Raw genomic sequence first — 14840 nt, 5'->3', positions numbered from 1 at the left:
TTACGTGGGGGGGACAGGAGCGGCAAGCGGTGGCTTGCGTGCGGCCGTGCAAGGGATAGAACGCCCAACCCATGCAGAACCTGCGAGACAAGTTGTTGAAAGCGGGCCTCGTCTCCGAGGAGCAGGCCAAGAAGTCCGACGCCACGCCCACGCCGCCACGGCGCCAGGAGGACCACCGGGGGAGCGCCCCACGCGCCCCGGCCCCCCGTGGACGTGATGAGAATCGGACAGCCGGAGGCCCGCCGCGCCGCGACGACCGCGGAGGTCCGCCGCGCCGCGAGGGCGGTGGCGGTCCGCCGCGCGGCGCCGGGGGTCCCCCGCGTCAGGGAGCGGGCGGTCCGCCGCGCCAGGGCGGAGGCTTCCGGAGTGGCCCGCAGGGCGGCTTCGGTGGCGGCGCGCGTCCGGGCGCTCCCACGGAGAAGCCCATTCCCAAGCTGCCGCCCATGCCGGGCTCCAAGGCCTACCAGCGCGCCGAGTCCAAGAAGCAGGTGGAGCTGGACCGCGCCCTGCGCGAGCTGGTGCTCGGCGCCCAGGTGGCGCAGGAGCCGGGCGAGACGGCGTTCTACTTCATGACGCGCAAGGGAAAGCTGCGCCGGATGGAGCTGAGCCCCACGCAGGCCAAGCAGCTGGAGGACGGCGAACTGGGCGTGGTCGAGCGTCCGGAGCCCGCGCAGATCGAGCACTCGCTGGTGCCCGCCTCCGTGGCCGAGCAGATGTACGCGCTGTCCGCCAAGGCCGTGCGCTTCCTCAACCGCAAGGAGAACCCCGTCGGCTTCATGAACGACGAGGAGCTCAAGGCCCAGCAGGCCGCAGAGGCCTCCGGCACCGCGGTCGAGACGCCCGACGAGCCCGAGGCCTCCGCGGAGGGCGCCGACGAGGGTGACGCGTCCTCCGAGGCCGCGGCATCCGAGCCGTCGTCCGAGCCGTCGGGCGAAGGCGGCCCCCAGTCCTGACGTTCCTTCCCGTGCCCTCCCCTCCTTCCCGTCCGGGAGCGAGGGGAGGCGCGCGGCTTCCACCGGGTGTTCCGCGCGCGGCTCAGCCGAACGCGTCGATGCCGGTGATGGCCTTGCCCAGCACCAGCGTGTGCACCTCGTGGGTGCCCTCGTAGGTGAAGACCGATTCCAGGTTCAGCATGTGGCGCACGGGCGGGTAGTCGTCCGTGATGCCATTGGCGCCGTAGATGCTCCGGGCCACCCGGGCGATGTCGAGCGCGCTCTTCACGTTGTTGCGCTTGGCCAGGCTCACCATGACGGGGTTGCTCCTGCCTTCGTCCTTGAGGCGCGCGAGCCGCAGGCTGAGCAGCTGCGCCTTGACGATCTCCTGGAGCATGTCCGCCAGCTTCTCCTGCGTGAGCTGGTAGCCGGCGATGGACTTGCCGTCGAACTGCGTGCGGGCCAGCGCGTATTCGCGCGCGCCCTCGAAGCAGGCGATGGCCGCGCCCGTCACCGCGAACGCGATGCCCGCGCGGGCGTTGTTGAGGCACGACAGCGGCCCCCGGAGGCCCACCACGCCGGGCAGCACGTTGCGGTCCGGCACGCGCACGTCCTGGAACGACAGCTCGCTGGTGCGCGAGGCGCGCAGGGAGAACTTGCCGGGAATCTCACGCGCGCTGAAGCCGGGCATCCCCTTCTCCACCAGGAAGCCGCGCACGGACTCCGGGCCGCCGTCGTCCGTCTTCGCCCACACCACCGCGACGTCCGCGATGGAGCCGTTGGTGATCCACGCCTTGGTGCCGTTGAGCACCCAGCTGTCACCGTCCTTCCGGGCGCGGGCGCGCATGCCGCCGGGGTTGGAGCCGAAGTCCGGCTCGGTGAGGCCGAAGCAGCCGATGAGCTGTCCCTTCGCCATGGCCGGCAGGAAGCGTGTCTTCTGCTCCTCGCTGCCGTAGGCGTGGATGGGGAACATGCACAGCGAGCCCTGCACGGACGCGAAGCTGCGCAGGCCCGAGTCGCCGCGCTCCAGCTCCTGTAGCACCAGGCCATAGCTGACGGTGTTCATGCCCGCGCAGCCGTAACCCTGGAGGTTCGCGCCCAGCACGCCCAGCTCCGCCAGGCCCGGGATGAGGTGCGCGGGGAAGGTGCCGTCACGGAAGTGCTTCCCGATGATGGGCAGCACCTCCGCGTCCACGAAGCGGGCCACCGCGTCGCGGGCGGCCTTCTCCTCGGCGGACAGCAGGTCGTCGATAAGGAACAGGTCGGTGATGTCGGCGCGGGGCATGGCGGCGAGCTTGACGTCGCCATGCGGGAGCCGTCAAACCACCGGTGCCTCAGGGTGTCGCGGGCTTGAGCGCCCGCGGGTCCGCGTCGCGCAGGGAGTTGACCAGCGGACCGTCGACCTTCCGCTGGCCGTTCACCACCACGATGGGCTTGAGGAAGAAGAGGTTGTTCCAGTTGAAGTCATCCAGCGCCTGCTCGGCGGCGTCGTTCCAGGTACCATCCATGCGGCCGTCGTAGTCCCCAAGGCGGATCCACGGAGAACACGGGGTCGATGGCCTGCTGGGCCGTGTCGCCCGCGTCGGTGCGGGCGAGGACCGCCTCGGCGTCATCCCCCCGAGAGGTAGAACATGGTGGCGATGGCCACGTCCGGACGGCCGCTGGCACCACGCCGCTGATGCCCGCGGGAAACGAGATGCTGGCCACGCCGCGGGACTCCTCCACGGCATCGCACGCGACGATGGCGCGCGCGCCCATCAGACGCGGGTTGGCGCGGCCGGTGGGCGCCGCCGCGAGGGCGGACGTGGACGCGAGCATCAGGCAGGAAGCGGCCACCAAGCCGTGCTTGAAGGACGTCATATGCGGAGAACCCCGATGCGTTGGCGGATGTCTTGAAGAGTCCCCGACCGCGCAATTGATGCATTACGTCGAGCACGCCGCGTACGAACGCGGGCGCGTGGACCTATGCTGGCCGGCCATGGCGAACGAGACGACGAAGACAGTGGTGGTCACAGGCGCGAGCCGCGGCATCGGCCGCGCGGTGTCCCTGGCATTCGCGCGCGAGGGCTATGACGTCTGGGCGCTGGCGCGCTCGGCGGAGTCGCTGGAGGCGCTGCGCAAGGAGGGCGGCGAGCGCATCCGCGCGCTGACGGTGGACGTGGCGGACGAGTCCGCGCTGCTCGCGGCGTGCAGGACCGTGCTGGCGGCGGGGACGCCCCGCGTGCTGGTGAACAACGCGGGCATCACCGTGTCCGCGCCGCTGACGAAGACCTCCACGGCGGATCTGGCGAAGGTGATGGCCGTGAACGTGACGGCGCCCTTCCTCTTGTGCCGTGAGCTGATGCCGGCCATAGCGTCCGCGGGCGGCGGGCGCGTCATCAACATCGGGTCCATCACCGCGACGCGCGGGGCGAAGTACACGTCCGCGTACTGCGCATCCAAGCACGCGCTGCTGGGCCTGACGCGCGCGCTGTCGGTGGAGTACGCGCGCAAGAACGTCACCGTGAACATCGTGAACCCGGGCTGGGTGGAGACGGACATGTTCGCGGGCGCGACGGCCGCCATCACGAAGACGACGGGCCGCAGCGAGGAGCAGGCCCGCGAGGCCCTGGCCGCGATGAGCGCCATGGGCCGCATCATCCAGCCGGAGGAGGTGGCCGCGATGTGCCTCTTCCTCGCGTCGGACGCGGCGGCCCCCATCACCGGCGCGGCCTACGCCATCGACGGCGGTGAGGCGGCGTAGCGCGGCCCCACCGCCTGCGTCACAGGCGGTACTGCCCCACGATGTTGCTGACCTCGTGGGACGCGGTGGTGAGGCGCGCGGCGGCCACGGCGCTGGTGGCCACGCGCTCCACCGTCTCGTCCGCCAGCCGGGTCAGGTCGCTCAGCGCGGCGAACAGCTCCGCGATGCCGGCGTCCTGCTGGCTCACCATGTCCGCGATGCTCTTCACGGACACGCTGTTGTTCTGGATGACCAGGGCCAGCGCGCGCAGGCTCTCTCCCGCCGCGCGCGCCTGCTCCAGGCCGCCCTCCACCTCGCGCGTGCCGCCCTCGCTGGTCTGCACCGCCTCGGAGATGGCCCGGCCGATGTCCCCCAGGATGGACTGCACGCGCGCCGTGGCGGTCGCGGACTGGTCCGCCAGCGAGCGCATCTGCCGCGCCACCACCGCGAACGCCCGGCCCGCCTCGCCGCTGCGCGCCGCCTCGATGGCCGCGTTCAACGCCAGCACGTTGGATTGATCCGCCAGGTCCTTCACCGTGCCGGTGATGTCGCCCACCTGCCGCGTGTGCTGCCGCAGCTCCGACACCGTGTTGGAGATGCGCTCCACCTGCGAACGGATGTGCGTGAGGCCGCCCACGCTGCCCGCCACCGCGGACTCGCCCGCCTGCCCCACCGCGCCCGCCTTCTCCGCGTCACGCAGCACGCCCGTGGCCCGCTGCGCCGCCGCCCGCGAGCTCTCCTGGAGGTGCCGCGCGGCGATCTGCGTCTGGTGCAGCGCCGCCGCCTGCCGCGTCACCGCCAGGTTCTGGTCGGACGCGGAGTTCGCCAGCTCCAGCGCCGTCGCCTCCAGCTCCTGCGCGGAGTTCTTGAGCGCCACCAGCACCGAGCGCAGCCGCGCCATCATCTCCTGGAAGGAGGAGGCCAGCTGCCCGATTTCCCCCTGGGAGTGGATGTTCAGGGTGCCGCTGAAGTCCCCTTCCGCCACCACCCGCGCCGCCGCCGCCGCCAGCGCGCCCAGGGGCGCCATCATCCGCCGCACCAGCAGGAACACGCCTCCGCCCGCCACCAGCGCCACCAGCAGCCCCAGCCCCAGCACCGCCAGCAGCGTGGCCCGCATCCGCGCCCACTCCGCCTGGGCGCCGCGCGCCAGCACCAGCTCCAGCCCCTCCCCCACCGCCACCCGCGCCACGTGCAGCGACACGCCGCCCACGTCCACCTCGGCGCCGTCCGCCGTGCCCTGGCTCGCCGCCAGCAGCGCCGGGGCCTGGGCCACGTGCAGCGACTCCGCCACCATCCGGGGCCCCACGTGCAGCAGCGACTCCAGCTGCTCGCTGCCCACGCTCAAGCGCCCCAGGTCCGGCGCGCCCAGCTGCGTGCCCACCACCAGGGAGCCCACCGGCGCGCCGTTGACCTGGACCGGCTGCGCCACCGCGAGCAGCGGCGCGCCCCTGGCCGGCAGCAGCACCTGCCCCTCATTGCGCACCACCTTCGCGATGCCCGGCAGCTCCCTCTCGCCCGTGGACGCGATCACCGAACCGTCCACACCCACCAGCACCAGCAGGTCCACGTCCAGCACCGCGCGCTGTTCATTCAGCAGCGCGGCGGTCTCCGCGCGCTCCCGCGAGAAGGCCCGCGCGAACGCGGGGTTGGCCACCGCCACGTGCCCCAGCTCCGCCAGCACCCGCAGCTCCTGGTCCTTCAGCGCCTGCCAGCGGGTCGCGTCCCGCGTCAGCGCGGAGGCCATCTCTGACTCCACGCGCGAGCGCAGCGACAGCCCCATGAGCGTCACGGTCAGCAGCGTGAGGGCGATTACAACGGCGGTGAGGGCCGCGGTCAGGCGCGCGGCAAGGCTGAGCGTCATACGCAACGGGTACTCGGGGGAAGGGGGACGCGAGGGGGGGGCGACGCCCCAGATTACCCTGGAAACTGCGAAGGATTGAAGTCCCTGTTCTCGGTGACTCCCCCTCCGTCCGAGCGGACCCATCGCGTCGGGTCGGCGGTCAGGAGCGACCTGTGGGGTTCATCGCCCACGCACTCCCAGCATCAGACGCGGCGGGCGTCGCTCAGAGCGCGACGCGCAGCACCACGGCGGTGATGTTGTCGCGGCCCCCGGCCTCGTACGCGGCGGCCACGAGCGCCTCGCACGCGGCCTGCGCGGTGGGCACGCGCAACAGCTCCATCAACCCCTCCGGTCCCAGCGGCTCATACAGCCCGTCCGAGCACAGCAGGAAGACATCCCCGGGCTGCGTCTCCAGCCGCTGCAGCGTGGGCTCCGCGTTGTCGGTGCCCAGGGCGCGGGTGATGAGGTGGCGCAGGTTGGCCGGATTGCCGGGCGGCTCGCGGCCCGCGGCGCGCAGCTCCTCGATGAGCGAGTGGTCGCGCGTGAGCGACTCCAGGCGGCCCTCGCGCAGGCGGTACAGGCGGCTGTCGCCCACGTGGGCCACCGCCGCGCCGCGCTCGCCCACCGCGAGCGCCACCACCGTGGAGGCCATCTCCTTGAGCTTGCCCACGCGGCGCACGCGCAGGGTGCGCTGGGCCAGCGCGGTGCACGCGGCCAGGTAGTTCTCCTCGCGGCTGCGCGCGGGGTCCACCGCGTCCGGCCAGGTGCCGTCACGGTCGCGGTCCAGCCGGTCGCTGAACCCCGCGAAGGTGTCCACCACGCACTGGCTGGCGACCTCGCCGCCCTCCTGTCCGCCCAACCCGTCCGCCACCACGAACAGCCCCCGTTCGGGCAGCACGCAGTACGCATCTTCATTGTGCGGACGCCGCCCGATGTGGGTCTGGCCCGCGCACTCGAATCGCATCACCACCGCCTCCTGGCCAGGCTCCCGTCCAGCAAACGGGAGGCCAACGGCCCGGTCACTTCCCTCCCAGGCCGCCCCCAGGGAGTTGTCGCCTGGGGAGAACACGCGGATGCGCATTCCCTCCGCGCCTGTCCGCGGTCCGACGTTGTCGTCGGCTCCACCCTGTCCCATCGCGACCTTCCAACGGCCGGGACGCTCTGGGCGACAGGGCGGACATCGCGGGAGGACGCGGGGCCGGCGTCCACGTGCACAGCCAGGGTGGCAGTCATGGGCGCCGGTAGGATATCGGGCCTCGCGGCGGATGGGGATTGCTCGCGGCCCCCCCTAGCAACTCCCGCCGGGCCCGGCGGACAATGCATGAGCCGCCCGACCTGCGGGCCATCACCCGAGGAGAACCATGACATCCATCCGCCGCGTGGGTTCTGGCATCTCGACGTCCCGGGCCTGGTCCATCTCCAACGAGCTGGAGGTCACCGCGCCGGTGAAGCAGGAGCCCATGACGCCGGTGGAGCCGGTGCGGCGGGGCTTCTCCGACGAGAGCGACTTCAACGCGGACGCCGAAGGCGACCTGGCCGGAGCGCTGCTCGCGGACCTGGGGCTGACGCCGGGCGCGTCCTCCACGGAGGACCCGGAGCCCCGCGCCGCGCTGCTGGAGAACCCCCACCTGCGCACCTTCGCGGGGGAGAGCACCTTCGAGGCCGCCGCGCCCGCGTACGCGCAGCGGCTGGGCATGCCCCAGGCGTCCACGCCGATGCTGCAGGCGCGCCACTTCCAGCAGACCGAGCGCCGCGCGGAGGCCCCGCCGGCGGATCCATCCCTGGACCCCTCCGACATCCTGTCGCCGGACGCGGCCGCGTGGGAGCTCCAGCACCTGGACACCCAGCCGAGCACCGTCTCCTCGAAGGAGGCCGAGGACCTGCTCTTCCTCCTGGAGTCCGGCGACCTGTCCGGCCTGAGCGACGAGGAGCTGGCCGCGCTGAGCGACGAGTTGGGCGTGGAAGATGACGCCCCGGACGCATCCGGCGAAGCGGACGGCCTGGACGCGTCCGGCGAAGCGGACGGTCTGGACGCGCCCGGTGCACCGGACGATTCGAACGGCTTCCTGGCCACGCTGGAGGACGGCGTGCCGGAGCTGCCGCCGGACGACGCGCACCGCGCCGCCCCGATGTCGAACGACTTCCTCGCGGACGCGGACGACTTCACCCCGGAGGCCGTCCAGGCGGAGGCCGCCTACGCCGCGGCCTACGCGGAGGCCCTCGCGACGGGCACACCGCTCCCGCCCGTGCGGCGCGAGACGCCCGCCGTCGAACCGGAGCCTGGCGCCGTGATGGCCCCCGAAGTGGAACCCCGGGAGTCCTCGCCCGCCGTCGCGGCGGCGGACGTCATCGAGGACGTGCAGGACGCGGACCTCGTGGAGGTCGACGGGGCCCGGACGCCTCCGCCGCCTCCGGCCGAATCCTGAGCCCCGGGCGGGGCCTGACGCTCAGGGCGCGGGCGTGTCCATGAGCGCGGCGTCGAGTTGCTTCTGTGCCTCCATGACGTCCTTCTCCAGCTCGGTCTTGTAGCGGTCCCGCTCCGGGCTCCGCCACTCCGCGTCCGAGAACTGCTGGAGCGCGTACTCGCGCGTGGTGTGCACGGGCCCGCGCAGCGTGGCCATCAGCTCGCGGTCCGGGTCGCCCATCTCCTTGAGCAGGAAGCCCTCCACGTCGCGCAGGGTCAGCGGGAAGGTGGGCTTGTCGTCCCAGATCATCTTGCCGAAGACGTTGAGCTTCACCTCCTGCGTCCCCTCCTGCAGCTCCTCGTTGAACGACAGCACCGCGAACGGCACGCCGCCTTCGTCGTCCAGCCGGCCGGCCACCACGTACCGCCCCGCCTTGCGGACCTGGACGGCCAGGTACAGGTCCAGGGAGCCGTTCTCCAGCACCTCGCGCACCTTGCCGGTGAACGTGGCCGGCGGCGCGGGGGTGTAGAGCACGTCGAAGAACGCCGAGTCCTCCAGCGAGCCCGAGCGCACGCGGATGACCACGCGCAGCGTGCCGGAGAACAGCGCGAAGCCCTGCTTCGACGGCTGGAAGCGGCCGGTGAGCACGCCGTCCCCCGCCACCGCGTCGCCGCCCTGCCCCGAGTCCACGAACGTCACCGGCATGCCCGGCGCACCGCCGCCGTCCGTCAGGTGGTCCGCCTCGTGCGCCAGCGCGGACACCACCTCGCACGGGCGCGGCGCGCGGCGCGCGTCCTCGCACGCCACGGTGAAGAGCACCGACTCGTCACCGACGACGAACACCTTGTCCTGCTTGAGCCGCAGCTGCACGTCGGAGGTGCCGTCCTCCGCGGCCTTCGGGCTCAGCGGCCGCGTGCGCTCCGGCTCCGCCAGCTCCATCTGGTCCGGATGCTCCCGGCTGGGCCGCGACTCCGGCGGGTAGCGCGTGGCCGCCTCGTAGGACTCCAACGAGCGCTTCGCGCGCTCCAGCCGCTTCTGCCACAACTCACGGCGGGCCTCGCGCTCGCGGGCCTCCGGGCTGAGCAGTGACGGCGCGGCGGGTTCGGCCATGAGGGCCGCGCCTCCGCGCCCCGCTGCCGCCTCGCGGGAGGCGGACGCCGGGGCGGAGGCGGACTCCTGTGCGCCCTCTGGCGCCGCGGCCCCTTCGCTTCCCTGCCACCAGAAGAACGCCCCACCCACGAGCACCAGGGGCACGAGCGCAAGCAACCACCGGCAGTGGCGCAGCCGGGAGGTGGAGGACAAGGGACCGCGGTCGCGTGTCATGGTCGGGCTTCGCCGGAGGGGACGGGAGAAGCCTCCAATCTAGTACGCGTACGTGACCATGTCCGCGCGCACCTTGGACACGATGCCGGCCCAGTTGCCGCTGGCGTAGTGGTTGAACGCCTCGCTGTCATCGCGGAAGGACACCGTGTGGTAGCTCCACTTCGCCCGGCCGTCGCTGCACGCGGCCGTGCCCGTGTTGAGCGTGCCGCCGCAGAACCAGTCGCCCGGGTTGCAGTAGGACCCGTTGCCGCTGCCGGATACCCCCCCCGTGGAGTGGTAGGCCACCGCCTCGTCGTCCTGCCCCGGGAGGATGCCGGAGTACAGCGTGCCCTTGGCGCCGGCGAACATGTAGAACCACACGTTGCGCGTGGTGTTGTGGTTGTACATGGCGCGCGCCGTGGTGGTGACCAGGTCGCTCACCAGCGGCTCGCTCACCGCCCAGTCGCCGTGGTCCGCCAGCTCGCTGCCGCCGCCCGCGCCGGACGCCACGTCCACGAACTTGATGTTCCAGCCCACCTGCGTGGAGGTGCCCACGTTGCCGCACTCACCGTTGGCGTTGGGCGTGGCGTTCTTCACCTGCCGCGTGCTGCCGCCGTACAGCGACAGCGCGTAGCCGATCTGCAGGTCACCAGCGCTGTGCGCGGCGACGTAGCACCAGTTCGTGCCCGTGCAGAAACAGTCCAGCGCGTTGCGGATGCGGTAGTTCTCCGAGCCCACGCGCTGCGTGCCGTTCCAGTTGACCGCCTTCTTGTTGACACCCGCCGCGGTGGAGGACGGCCCCCAGTAGCTGAAGTCGTTGTAGTTGCCCGCCTGTGTCGAGCCGCCATTCCGGCCGTGGATCCACAGCGAGTAGTTCGTCGCAGCGGCCTCGGTACCCACCAACAGCGTCGCGGCGGTCACGGCCGCGCCAATCAGCATCTTCATCGGAGTGTCTCTCCTGGCCTCTCGGGGGGATGAGAGGGCTTCCGCACGGCCCCAGGCCGGGCGAGGGGACGACCACTCTAGGGGTTGTTTCACCCGAATGCGATAAGCTGAAAGTCCCGCCGTCAGTGAAAACCCTGACGCGCCGCGCCGACTCGCGCCGTCACCCCCGCGTGTCCAGGCCGCCGTCCCGCACGAAGCGTTCCAGCCGCTCCAGTGCTTCCAGCAGGTTGGCGCGACCCAACCCCAACCGGAAGTGATTGCCCGGAAAGCCATACACGTTGCCCGGCAACAGCAACACGCCCTCGCGGGTAATCAGTGACTCGGTGAAACGAGCCACCGGGATGTTTCGTAGCAGACGGGGGAAGGCCACGCTGCCGGCGCGCGGGCGCACCCAGTGGAAGGTGTCCGCGTGGCGGGCGAAGAAGTCATCCAGCCGCGCGAGGTTCGCGGTGAGCAGCCCGCGGCTGCGCTCCAGCACGTGCTCGCGGGCGCGCAGCGCGATGAGGGACAACTGCTCGCTGGGGGCGCTGTTGCAGAGCGACGTGTAGTCCTTGAAGGCGCGGCAGCGCGCGAGCAGCTCCGTGTCCCGGGTGGCGAGCCAGCCCACGCGCAGGCCCGCGAGCCCGAACGCCTTGGACATCACGCCCAGGCTCACGCCCTTCGGCAGGCACGACGCGGCGGGCGGCAGCGTGTCGTTCGGGTCGTACTCCAGCAGGCGATACACCTCGTCGGAGAAGAGGTGGATGCCGCGCGCCTCGCACAGCGCGCACAGCTTCTGGAACGTCGCCATGTCCGGCAGCGCGCCCGTGGGGTTGTGCGGGAAGTTCACCACGACCATGCGCGTGTCCGGGCGCAGCGCGGCGGTGAGCGCGTCCAGGTCCAGCGCCCAGCCGTCCTCCTCGCGCAGCGGCAGCAGCGTCACGTCCGCGCCCACGGAGCGCGCCACTTCGTACAGCGACTGGTAGCCCGGCCAGGTGACCACGGCGTGCGTGCCGGGCCCCAGCTGGACGTTCATCGCGACGAACAGGGCCTCCTGCGCGCCCGCGAAGGTGAGGATGTCTTCGGAGGACAGGCCCGGATACATCCCGGCGATGGCCTCGCGCAGCGCGGGCAGGCCGGACGTCTCCGTGTAGCCGAGCGTCAGCCCGTCCCAGCGCGCGCGGTCCTCCGGCGACGCGAGCGCCAGCAGGTCCGCCATGCGCCAGCCCTCGATGTCAGAGGAGCACAGGAGGTAGGGCGCGGCGAACTCCCAGCGCGCGAAGTACCGCTCCAGGTCGAAGTCGGGGATGCGCATCTCACGGCCTCCACGCCCGTCCGCCCACCGGAGGACGGAGCGAGCCACCACGCCTTGCCGGGCAGGCGAACGGACGGGCGCGCCGCCGCGAGCAACCGGTGGCGCATGCATACCTTGAGTCGCGTCCCCTTGAAGCGCTTTCCACTTCCCATAGGGAGCTCGCATGGCCTCGACGAAAATCCCGCTCACGCTGCTGGACCCGGAAGGCGGGTGGGTGAACGCCCCCGTCCACGTCTCGGAGCTCGATGGACTGCCTGTCCTCCTCCACTTCTGGACCCTGGACTGCGAGGACTGCGCCGCGCAGTTCGAGGCCATCAACCAGTGGGTGGTGGACTACGGGCCCAAGGGCCTGAAGGTGATTGGCGTGGACGTCACGCACTCCGACCCGGAGCTGCGGGACACCAACAAGGTGGAGGGCTTCGCGCGCGAGCACGGCCTGCGCCATCCCATCGCCATGGATGACGGCTCGCTGGCGCGCGCCTACGGCGTGGTCAAGCACCCCGCCTTCCTCCTCTTCGGCCCGGATGGGCGGCTGAAGAACCGCGTTGGCGGCAAGGACGCGCTGCGCCGCATGCGCAAGCTGCTCCAGGACCTGCCCGGACAGGAGCCGCCGTCGCTCCACGGCGAGGTGTCCCGCGAGCAGGAGGACCAGGCCGCGGCCTCCAATCCTTGAGCGTCCCGCCCCCCCCCCTTGCCTCCCCTGGAGGGTCGCACCATGGCTGACCGACGACACACCAAGCGAAAGGGCCTCTCCCTGGGCGCGATTGCCGCCGGGGTGGGGACCGTGGTGGGCCTGAAGCGCGTCCTGAGTTCGCGCTACAGCTTCAAGGGCAAGACGGTGCTCATCACCGGCGGCTCCCGGGGGCTGGGGCTGGTGATGGCGCGCATGTTCCTGAAGGAGGGCGCGCGCGTGGCCATCTGCGGACGCGACGTGGATTCGCTCCGGCGCGCCCACGCGGACCTGGAGCGGCTGGGCGGCGAGGTGCTGACGCTGAGATGCGACGTGCGCGACCAGGTGCAGGTGGACGCGATGGTGGGCGCCGTCCACGAGCAGTGGGGGGCGGTGGACGTGCTGATCAACAACGCGGGCGTCATCATGGTGGGCCCGCTGGAGTCCATGACGCTGGAGGACTTCGAGCAGGCGGTGGACACGCACCTGTGGGGGCCGCTGTACACGACGCTCGCGGTGGCGCCGGACATGAAGGCGAAAGGCGAGGGCCGCATCGTCAACGTGTCCTCCATGGGCGGCAAGCTGAGCATCCCGCACCTGGTGCCCTACTCCGCGAGCAAGTTCGCGCTGGTGGGCCTGTCGGACGGGCTGCGCACGGAGCTGGCCCAGGACGGCATCCGCGTGACGACGGCGTGCCCGTCCCTCATCCGCACCGGCAGCCCGCGCAACGCGACCTTCAAGGGCGACAACGAGAAGGAGTACGCGTGGTTCCACGTGGGCAACTCGATGATGGGCCTGTCCATGAGCGCCGAGCGCGTGGCGCGCAAGATCATCGAGGCGTGCCGCAGGGGTGACGCGGAGGCGCTGGTGGGCATGCCCGCGAAGCTGGGGGCGGTGGGCCGCGCGCTGGCGCCCAACCTCACCGCGCGCGTGCTGGACCTCGCCAACCGGCTGCTGCCCCAGGACAGCACCCCGGAGCGTCACCAGGGCCGCGAGAGCGAGACGCCCATCACCCGCTCGTGGCTCACGGAGCTGAGCCGCCGCGCGGCGGAGCGCAACAACGAGAACGGGGTGTCCCTGCACTGACGCCCGGGACACCCCGGGGGAGGGCGGCCTCTCAGGCCTTGCCGTCCATCTCCGCCATCTCCATGCGCCAGTGGCCGCGGTGCTCGTAGGCCTGCGCCAGCTGTTCATTCAGCGCGGCGAGCATCGCCTTGTTCCCGTCCTGCGAGTAGCCCTCGAGGGCCTCCGCGCAGGCGGGCACGCGGGACAGGAACGTCTTCAGCGCGTCCAGGCTCAACTCCTTCACATACATCCCGTACCCCAGCTTCTCCAGGTACAGGGCATTGAGCACCTGTTCGAACTGGCCGCCCACGGGGATGCTGAGCACCGGCTTGTGCAGGTACACGGCCTCGCTCATCAGCGTGTACCCGCCGCCCGCCACCACCGCGCGCGCGGTGCGCAGGTCGTTGATGAAGCCCGCTTCGCTGAAGGGCCGGTAGGTGAGGTTGCCCTCCACCACGTCCTCCTTGAGGTCGCGGCGCAGCCCATACACGCGGCACGGCACGCCGGACTGCTTGAGGATTTCCGGCAGGTGCGTGTTCGTCGTCGCCGTCTGGTACACGAGCAGGTGCTCTCCGGCCTCCGGCCTCGCCTCCAGGATTTCCGGCCGGAGGATGGACGGCGCCAGCGTGGTGCGGCGCTTGCGCACGGGCGGATAGAAGAACGACGTGACGAGGTAGTGGAAGGCCCCGGGCAGCTTCGCCTTCACGATGGCGCGCGTGGCCTCGAAGCTCTCCTCATGGCCCGCGAGCAGCGCCGGGTCGTGCGTGCAGCGGTTGATGACCTGCATGTTGTCCACGCTGATGACGGGCAACCGGTGGTTCTTCGCGAACAGGTAGCTGAACGTCTCGAAGTCGCTCACCACCACGTCCGGCTGGAAGCCCTCCACCAGGTCGAAGTACTGGCGCACGTTCTGCGGCCAGCCCTTCACGGCCCCCTGCAGGTTCTGCAGCACCGTCTGCCACTTCTTCACCGAGTTGCCTTCGTAGGCGATGGTCAGCCCCCAGATGCCGTGCACGTTCTGGAAGCGCTGGGCCAGGTAGTGCTGCGCCCGCCCGGACACCACGATGTGGACCTCGTGTTCCTTCGTCAGCGCCTCCAGCAACACGCGCGAGCGCGTGGCGTGGCCCATCCCTTCGCCGACGACCCCATACAGGATTCGCATGGTCCGGAAGCATACGCCCGGGTCCCCCTCCCCTGTCCCTTCCCGCCCGGGACGGTGCTACGCCTCCCGGTCCATGACCTCCCAGCCCTCGAACCGGGGTGCCTCCATCCTGCGCGCCGCGGCGCTCGGGCTGATGGCCGGCCTGCTCCTGGGGGGCCTGGCGCTGCTCGGCCTGGGCGTGAAGCCGCTCTTCGCCCCCGCGGACTGCACCGGCCTGTCCGGCCAGGAGTGCCAGCTCATCCGCGAGGCGGAGCGCGACCTGGGCCGCGTGCAGACGCTCTGTGGCGGCGCGCTCGTCGCCCTGGGCGCCGCCCTCTTCGCCCTCACCCGCCCGCGCCCGCCCGGTGACACGCCTCCCAGCTCCCCGGACGACCCCCACGGTGACGCCCATGACTCCACCGTTTGAGAGCCCAAGGATTTCCGCCGCGCCGCGCAAGCAGCCAGGGCGCCTTCCCTGTAGGTCATTTTCGCGCGCGGGGTAGGTCTACTAATTACTACTGGCC

At 71.5% G+C, this 14840-nt stretch carries 14 protein-coding genes; 6 read left to right on the top strand and 8 right to left on the bottom strand.

The window, feature by feature from the left end:
* Nucleotides 1-71: 71 nt before the first annotated feature.
* On the top strand, nucleotides 72-953 hold the full coding sequence (locus KYK13_RS06425) for a DUF2058 family protein (RefSeq protein ID WP_223642776.1): 882 nt from the start codon (nucleotides 72-74) through the stop codon (nucleotides 951-953).
* Nucleotides 954-1035: 82 nt separating this feature from the next.
* Here the strand turns inward: KYK13_RS06425 and KYK13_RS06420 are convergent, their stop codons facing one another.
* Together KYK13_RS06420 and KYK13_RS06415 are read right to left on the bottom strand one after the other, a co-directional pair.
* Entirely contained in the window at nucleotides 1036-2217 is a 1182-nt protein-coding gene (locus tag KYK13_RS06420) for an acyl-CoA dehydrogenase family protein (protein WP_223642774.1), read from the bottom strand.
* Between the two features lie 49 nt (nucleotides 2218-2266).
* A complete protein-coding gene (locus KYK13_RS06415; protein ID WP_223642772.1) occupies nucleotides 2267-2440 on the bottom strand; it encodes a hypothetical protein in 174 nt (57 codons plus the stop codon).
* 470 nt (nucleotides 2441-2910) lie between these two features.
* Between KYK13_RS06415 and KYK13_RS06410 the strand changes: the two genes are divergently transcribed.
* Nucleotides 2911-3675: an SDR family NAD(P)-dependent oxidoreductase gene (locus KYK13_RS06410; RefSeq protein ID WP_223642771.1), complete on the top strand. Its 765-nt coding sequence runs from the start codon at nucleotides 2911-2913 to the stop codon at nucleotides 3673-3675.
* A 19-nt stretch (nucleotides 3676-3694) separates the two neighbouring features.
* Here KYK13_RS06410 and KYK13_RS06405 read toward each other — a convergent pair whose 3' ends face one another.
* The gene (locus KYK13_RS06405; RefSeq protein ID WP_223642769.1) at nucleotides 3695-5515 is read right to left on the bottom strand and encodes a methyl-accepting chemotaxis protein; all 1821 of its coding nucleotides are present in this window, start codon (nucleotides 5513-5515) and stop codon (nucleotides 3695-3697) included.
* Nucleotides 5516-5717: 202 nt separating this feature from the next.
* On the bottom strand, nucleotides 5718-6458 hold the full coding sequence (locus KYK13_RS06400; RefSeq protein ID WP_223642767.1) for a PP2C family serine/threonine-protein phosphatase: 741 nt from the start codon (nucleotides 6456-6458) through the stop codon (nucleotides 5718-5720).
* Between the two features lie 397 nt (nucleotides 6459-6855).
* Between KYK13_RS06400 and KYK13_RS06395 the strand changes: the two genes are divergently transcribed.
* Nucleotides 6856-7920, top strand: a complete 1065-nt coding sequence (locus KYK13_RS06395) for a hypothetical protein (RefSeq protein ID WP_223642766.1) — start codon at nucleotides 6856-6858, stop codon at nucleotides 7918-7920.
* 21 nt (nucleotides 7921-7941) lie between these two features.
* On the opposite strand, the gene KYK13_RS06390 is transcribed toward KYK13_RS06395, so the two are convergent.
* From KYK13_RS06390 to KYK13_RS06380, 3 genes are all read right to left on the bottom strand, one after another.
* Nucleotides 7942-9222, bottom strand: coding sequence for a choice-of-anchor X domain-containing protein (locus KYK13_RS06390; RefSeq protein WP_223642765.1), 1281 nt, complete (start codon nucleotides 9220-9222; stop codon nucleotides 7942-7944).
* Nucleotides 9223-9261: 39 nt separating this feature from the next.
* Nucleotides 9262-10146, bottom strand: coding sequence for a hypothetical protein (locus tag KYK13_RS06385; protein WP_223642764.1), 885 nt, complete (start codon nucleotides 10144-10146; stop codon nucleotides 9262-9264).
* Between the two features lie 160 nt (nucleotides 10147-10306).
* The gene (locus KYK13_RS06380) at nucleotides 10307-11440 is read right to left on the bottom strand and encodes an aminotransferase class I/II-fold pyridoxal phosphate-dependent enzyme (protein WP_223642763.1); all 1134 of its coding nucleotides are present in this window, start codon (nucleotides 11438-11440) and stop codon (nucleotides 10307-10309) included.
* 163 nt (nucleotides 11441-11603) lie between these two features.
* On the opposite strand from KYK13_RS06380, the gene KYK13_RS06375 reads away from it, so the two are divergent.
* Entirely contained in the window at nucleotides 11604-12113 is a 510-nt protein-coding gene (locus KYK13_RS06375) for a TlpA disulfide reductase family protein (protein WP_223642762.1), read from the top strand.
* A gap of 42 nt (nucleotides 12114-12155) precedes the next feature.
* Nucleotides 12156-13196, top strand: coding sequence for an SDR family oxidoreductase (locus tag KYK13_RS06370; protein WP_223642761.1), 1041 nt, complete (start codon nucleotides 12156-12158; stop codon nucleotides 13194-13196).
* 31 nt (nucleotides 13197-13227) lie between these two features.
* Here the strand turns inward: KYK13_RS06370 and KYK13_RS06365 are convergent, their stop codons facing one another.
* Nucleotides 13228-14337 (bottom strand): MJ1255/VC2487 family glycosyltransferase, encoded by a 1110-nt coding sequence (locus KYK13_RS06365; protein WP_223642760.1) that lies wholly within the window; start codon nucleotides 14335-14337, stop codon nucleotides 13228-13230.
* A gap of 73 nt (nucleotides 14338-14410) precedes the next feature.
* Between KYK13_RS06365 and KYK13_RS06360 the strand changes: the two genes are divergently transcribed.
* Entirely contained in the window at nucleotides 14411-14743 is a 333-nt protein-coding gene (locus KYK13_RS06360; RefSeq protein WP_223642758.1) for a hypothetical protein, read from the top strand.
* The last annotated feature ends 97 nt before the right edge of the window (nucleotides 14744-14840 follow it).

This window comes from Corallococcus sp. EGB (genome assembly GCF_019968905.1).
GTDB lineage: Bacteria > Myxococcota > Myxococcia > Myxococcales > Myxococcaceae > Corallococcus.
Note: the sequence above shows the minus strand (reverse complement) of the source record. Positions and strands in the feature narration are given on the sequence as shown.

Excerpts from the sequence above, each read along its gene's own strand:
- KYK13_RS06425 (WP_223642776.1), top strand. The coding sequence starts at position 72 with ATGCAGAACCTGCGAGACAAGTTGTTGAAAGCGGGCCTCGTCTCCGAG.
- KYK13_RS06420 (WP_223642774.1), bottom strand. The coding sequence starts at position 2,217 with ATGCCCCGCGCCGACATCACCGACCTGTTCCTTATCGACGACCTGCTG.
- KYK13_RS06415 (WP_223642772.1), bottom strand. The coding sequence starts at position 2,440 with ATGGATGGTACCTGGAACGACGCCGCCGAGCAGGCGCTGGATGACTTC.
- KYK13_RS06410 (WP_223642771.1), top strand. The coding sequence starts at position 2,911 with ATGGCGAACGAGACGACGAAGACAGTGGTGGTCACAGGCGCGAGCCGC.
- KYK13_RS06405 (WP_223642769.1), bottom strand. The coding sequence starts at position 5,515 with ATGACGCTCAGCCTTGCCGCGCGCCTGACCGCGGCCCTCACCGCCGTT.
- KYK13_RS06400 (WP_223642767.1), bottom strand. The coding sequence starts at position 6,458 with ATGCGATTCGAGTGCGCGGGCCAGACCCACATCGGGCGGCGTCCGCAC.
- KYK13_RS06395 (WP_223642766.1), top strand. The coding sequence starts at position 6,856 with ATGACATCCATCCGCCGCGTGGGTTCTGGCATCTCGACGTCCCGGGCC.
- KYK13_RS06390 (WP_223642765.1), bottom strand. The coding sequence starts at position 9,222 with ATGACACGCGACCGCGGTCCCTTGTCCTCCACCTCCCGGCTGCGCCAC.
- KYK13_RS06385 (WP_223642764.1), bottom strand. The coding sequence starts at position 10,146 with ATGAAGATGCTGATTGGCGCGGCCGTGACCGCCGCGACGCTGTTGGTG.
- KYK13_RS06380 (WP_223642763.1), bottom strand. The coding sequence starts at position 11,440 with ATGCGCATCCCCGACTTCGACCTGGAGCGGTACTTCGCGCGCTGGGAG.
- KYK13_RS06375 (WP_223642762.1), top strand. The coding sequence starts at position 11,604 with ATGGCCTCGACGAAAATCCCGCTCACGCTGCTGGACCCGGAAGGCGGG.
- KYK13_RS06370 (WP_223642761.1), top strand. The coding sequence starts at position 12,156 with ATGGCTGACCGACGACACACCAAGCGAAAGGGCCTCTCCCTGGGCGCG.
- KYK13_RS06365 (WP_223642760.1), bottom strand. The coding sequence starts at position 14,337 with ATGCGAATCCTGTATGGGGTCGTCGGCGAAGGGATGGGCCACGCCACG.
- KYK13_RS06360 (WP_223642758.1), top strand. The coding sequence starts at position 14,411 with ATGACCTCCCAGCCCTCGAACCGGGGTGCCTCCATCCTGCGCGCCGCG.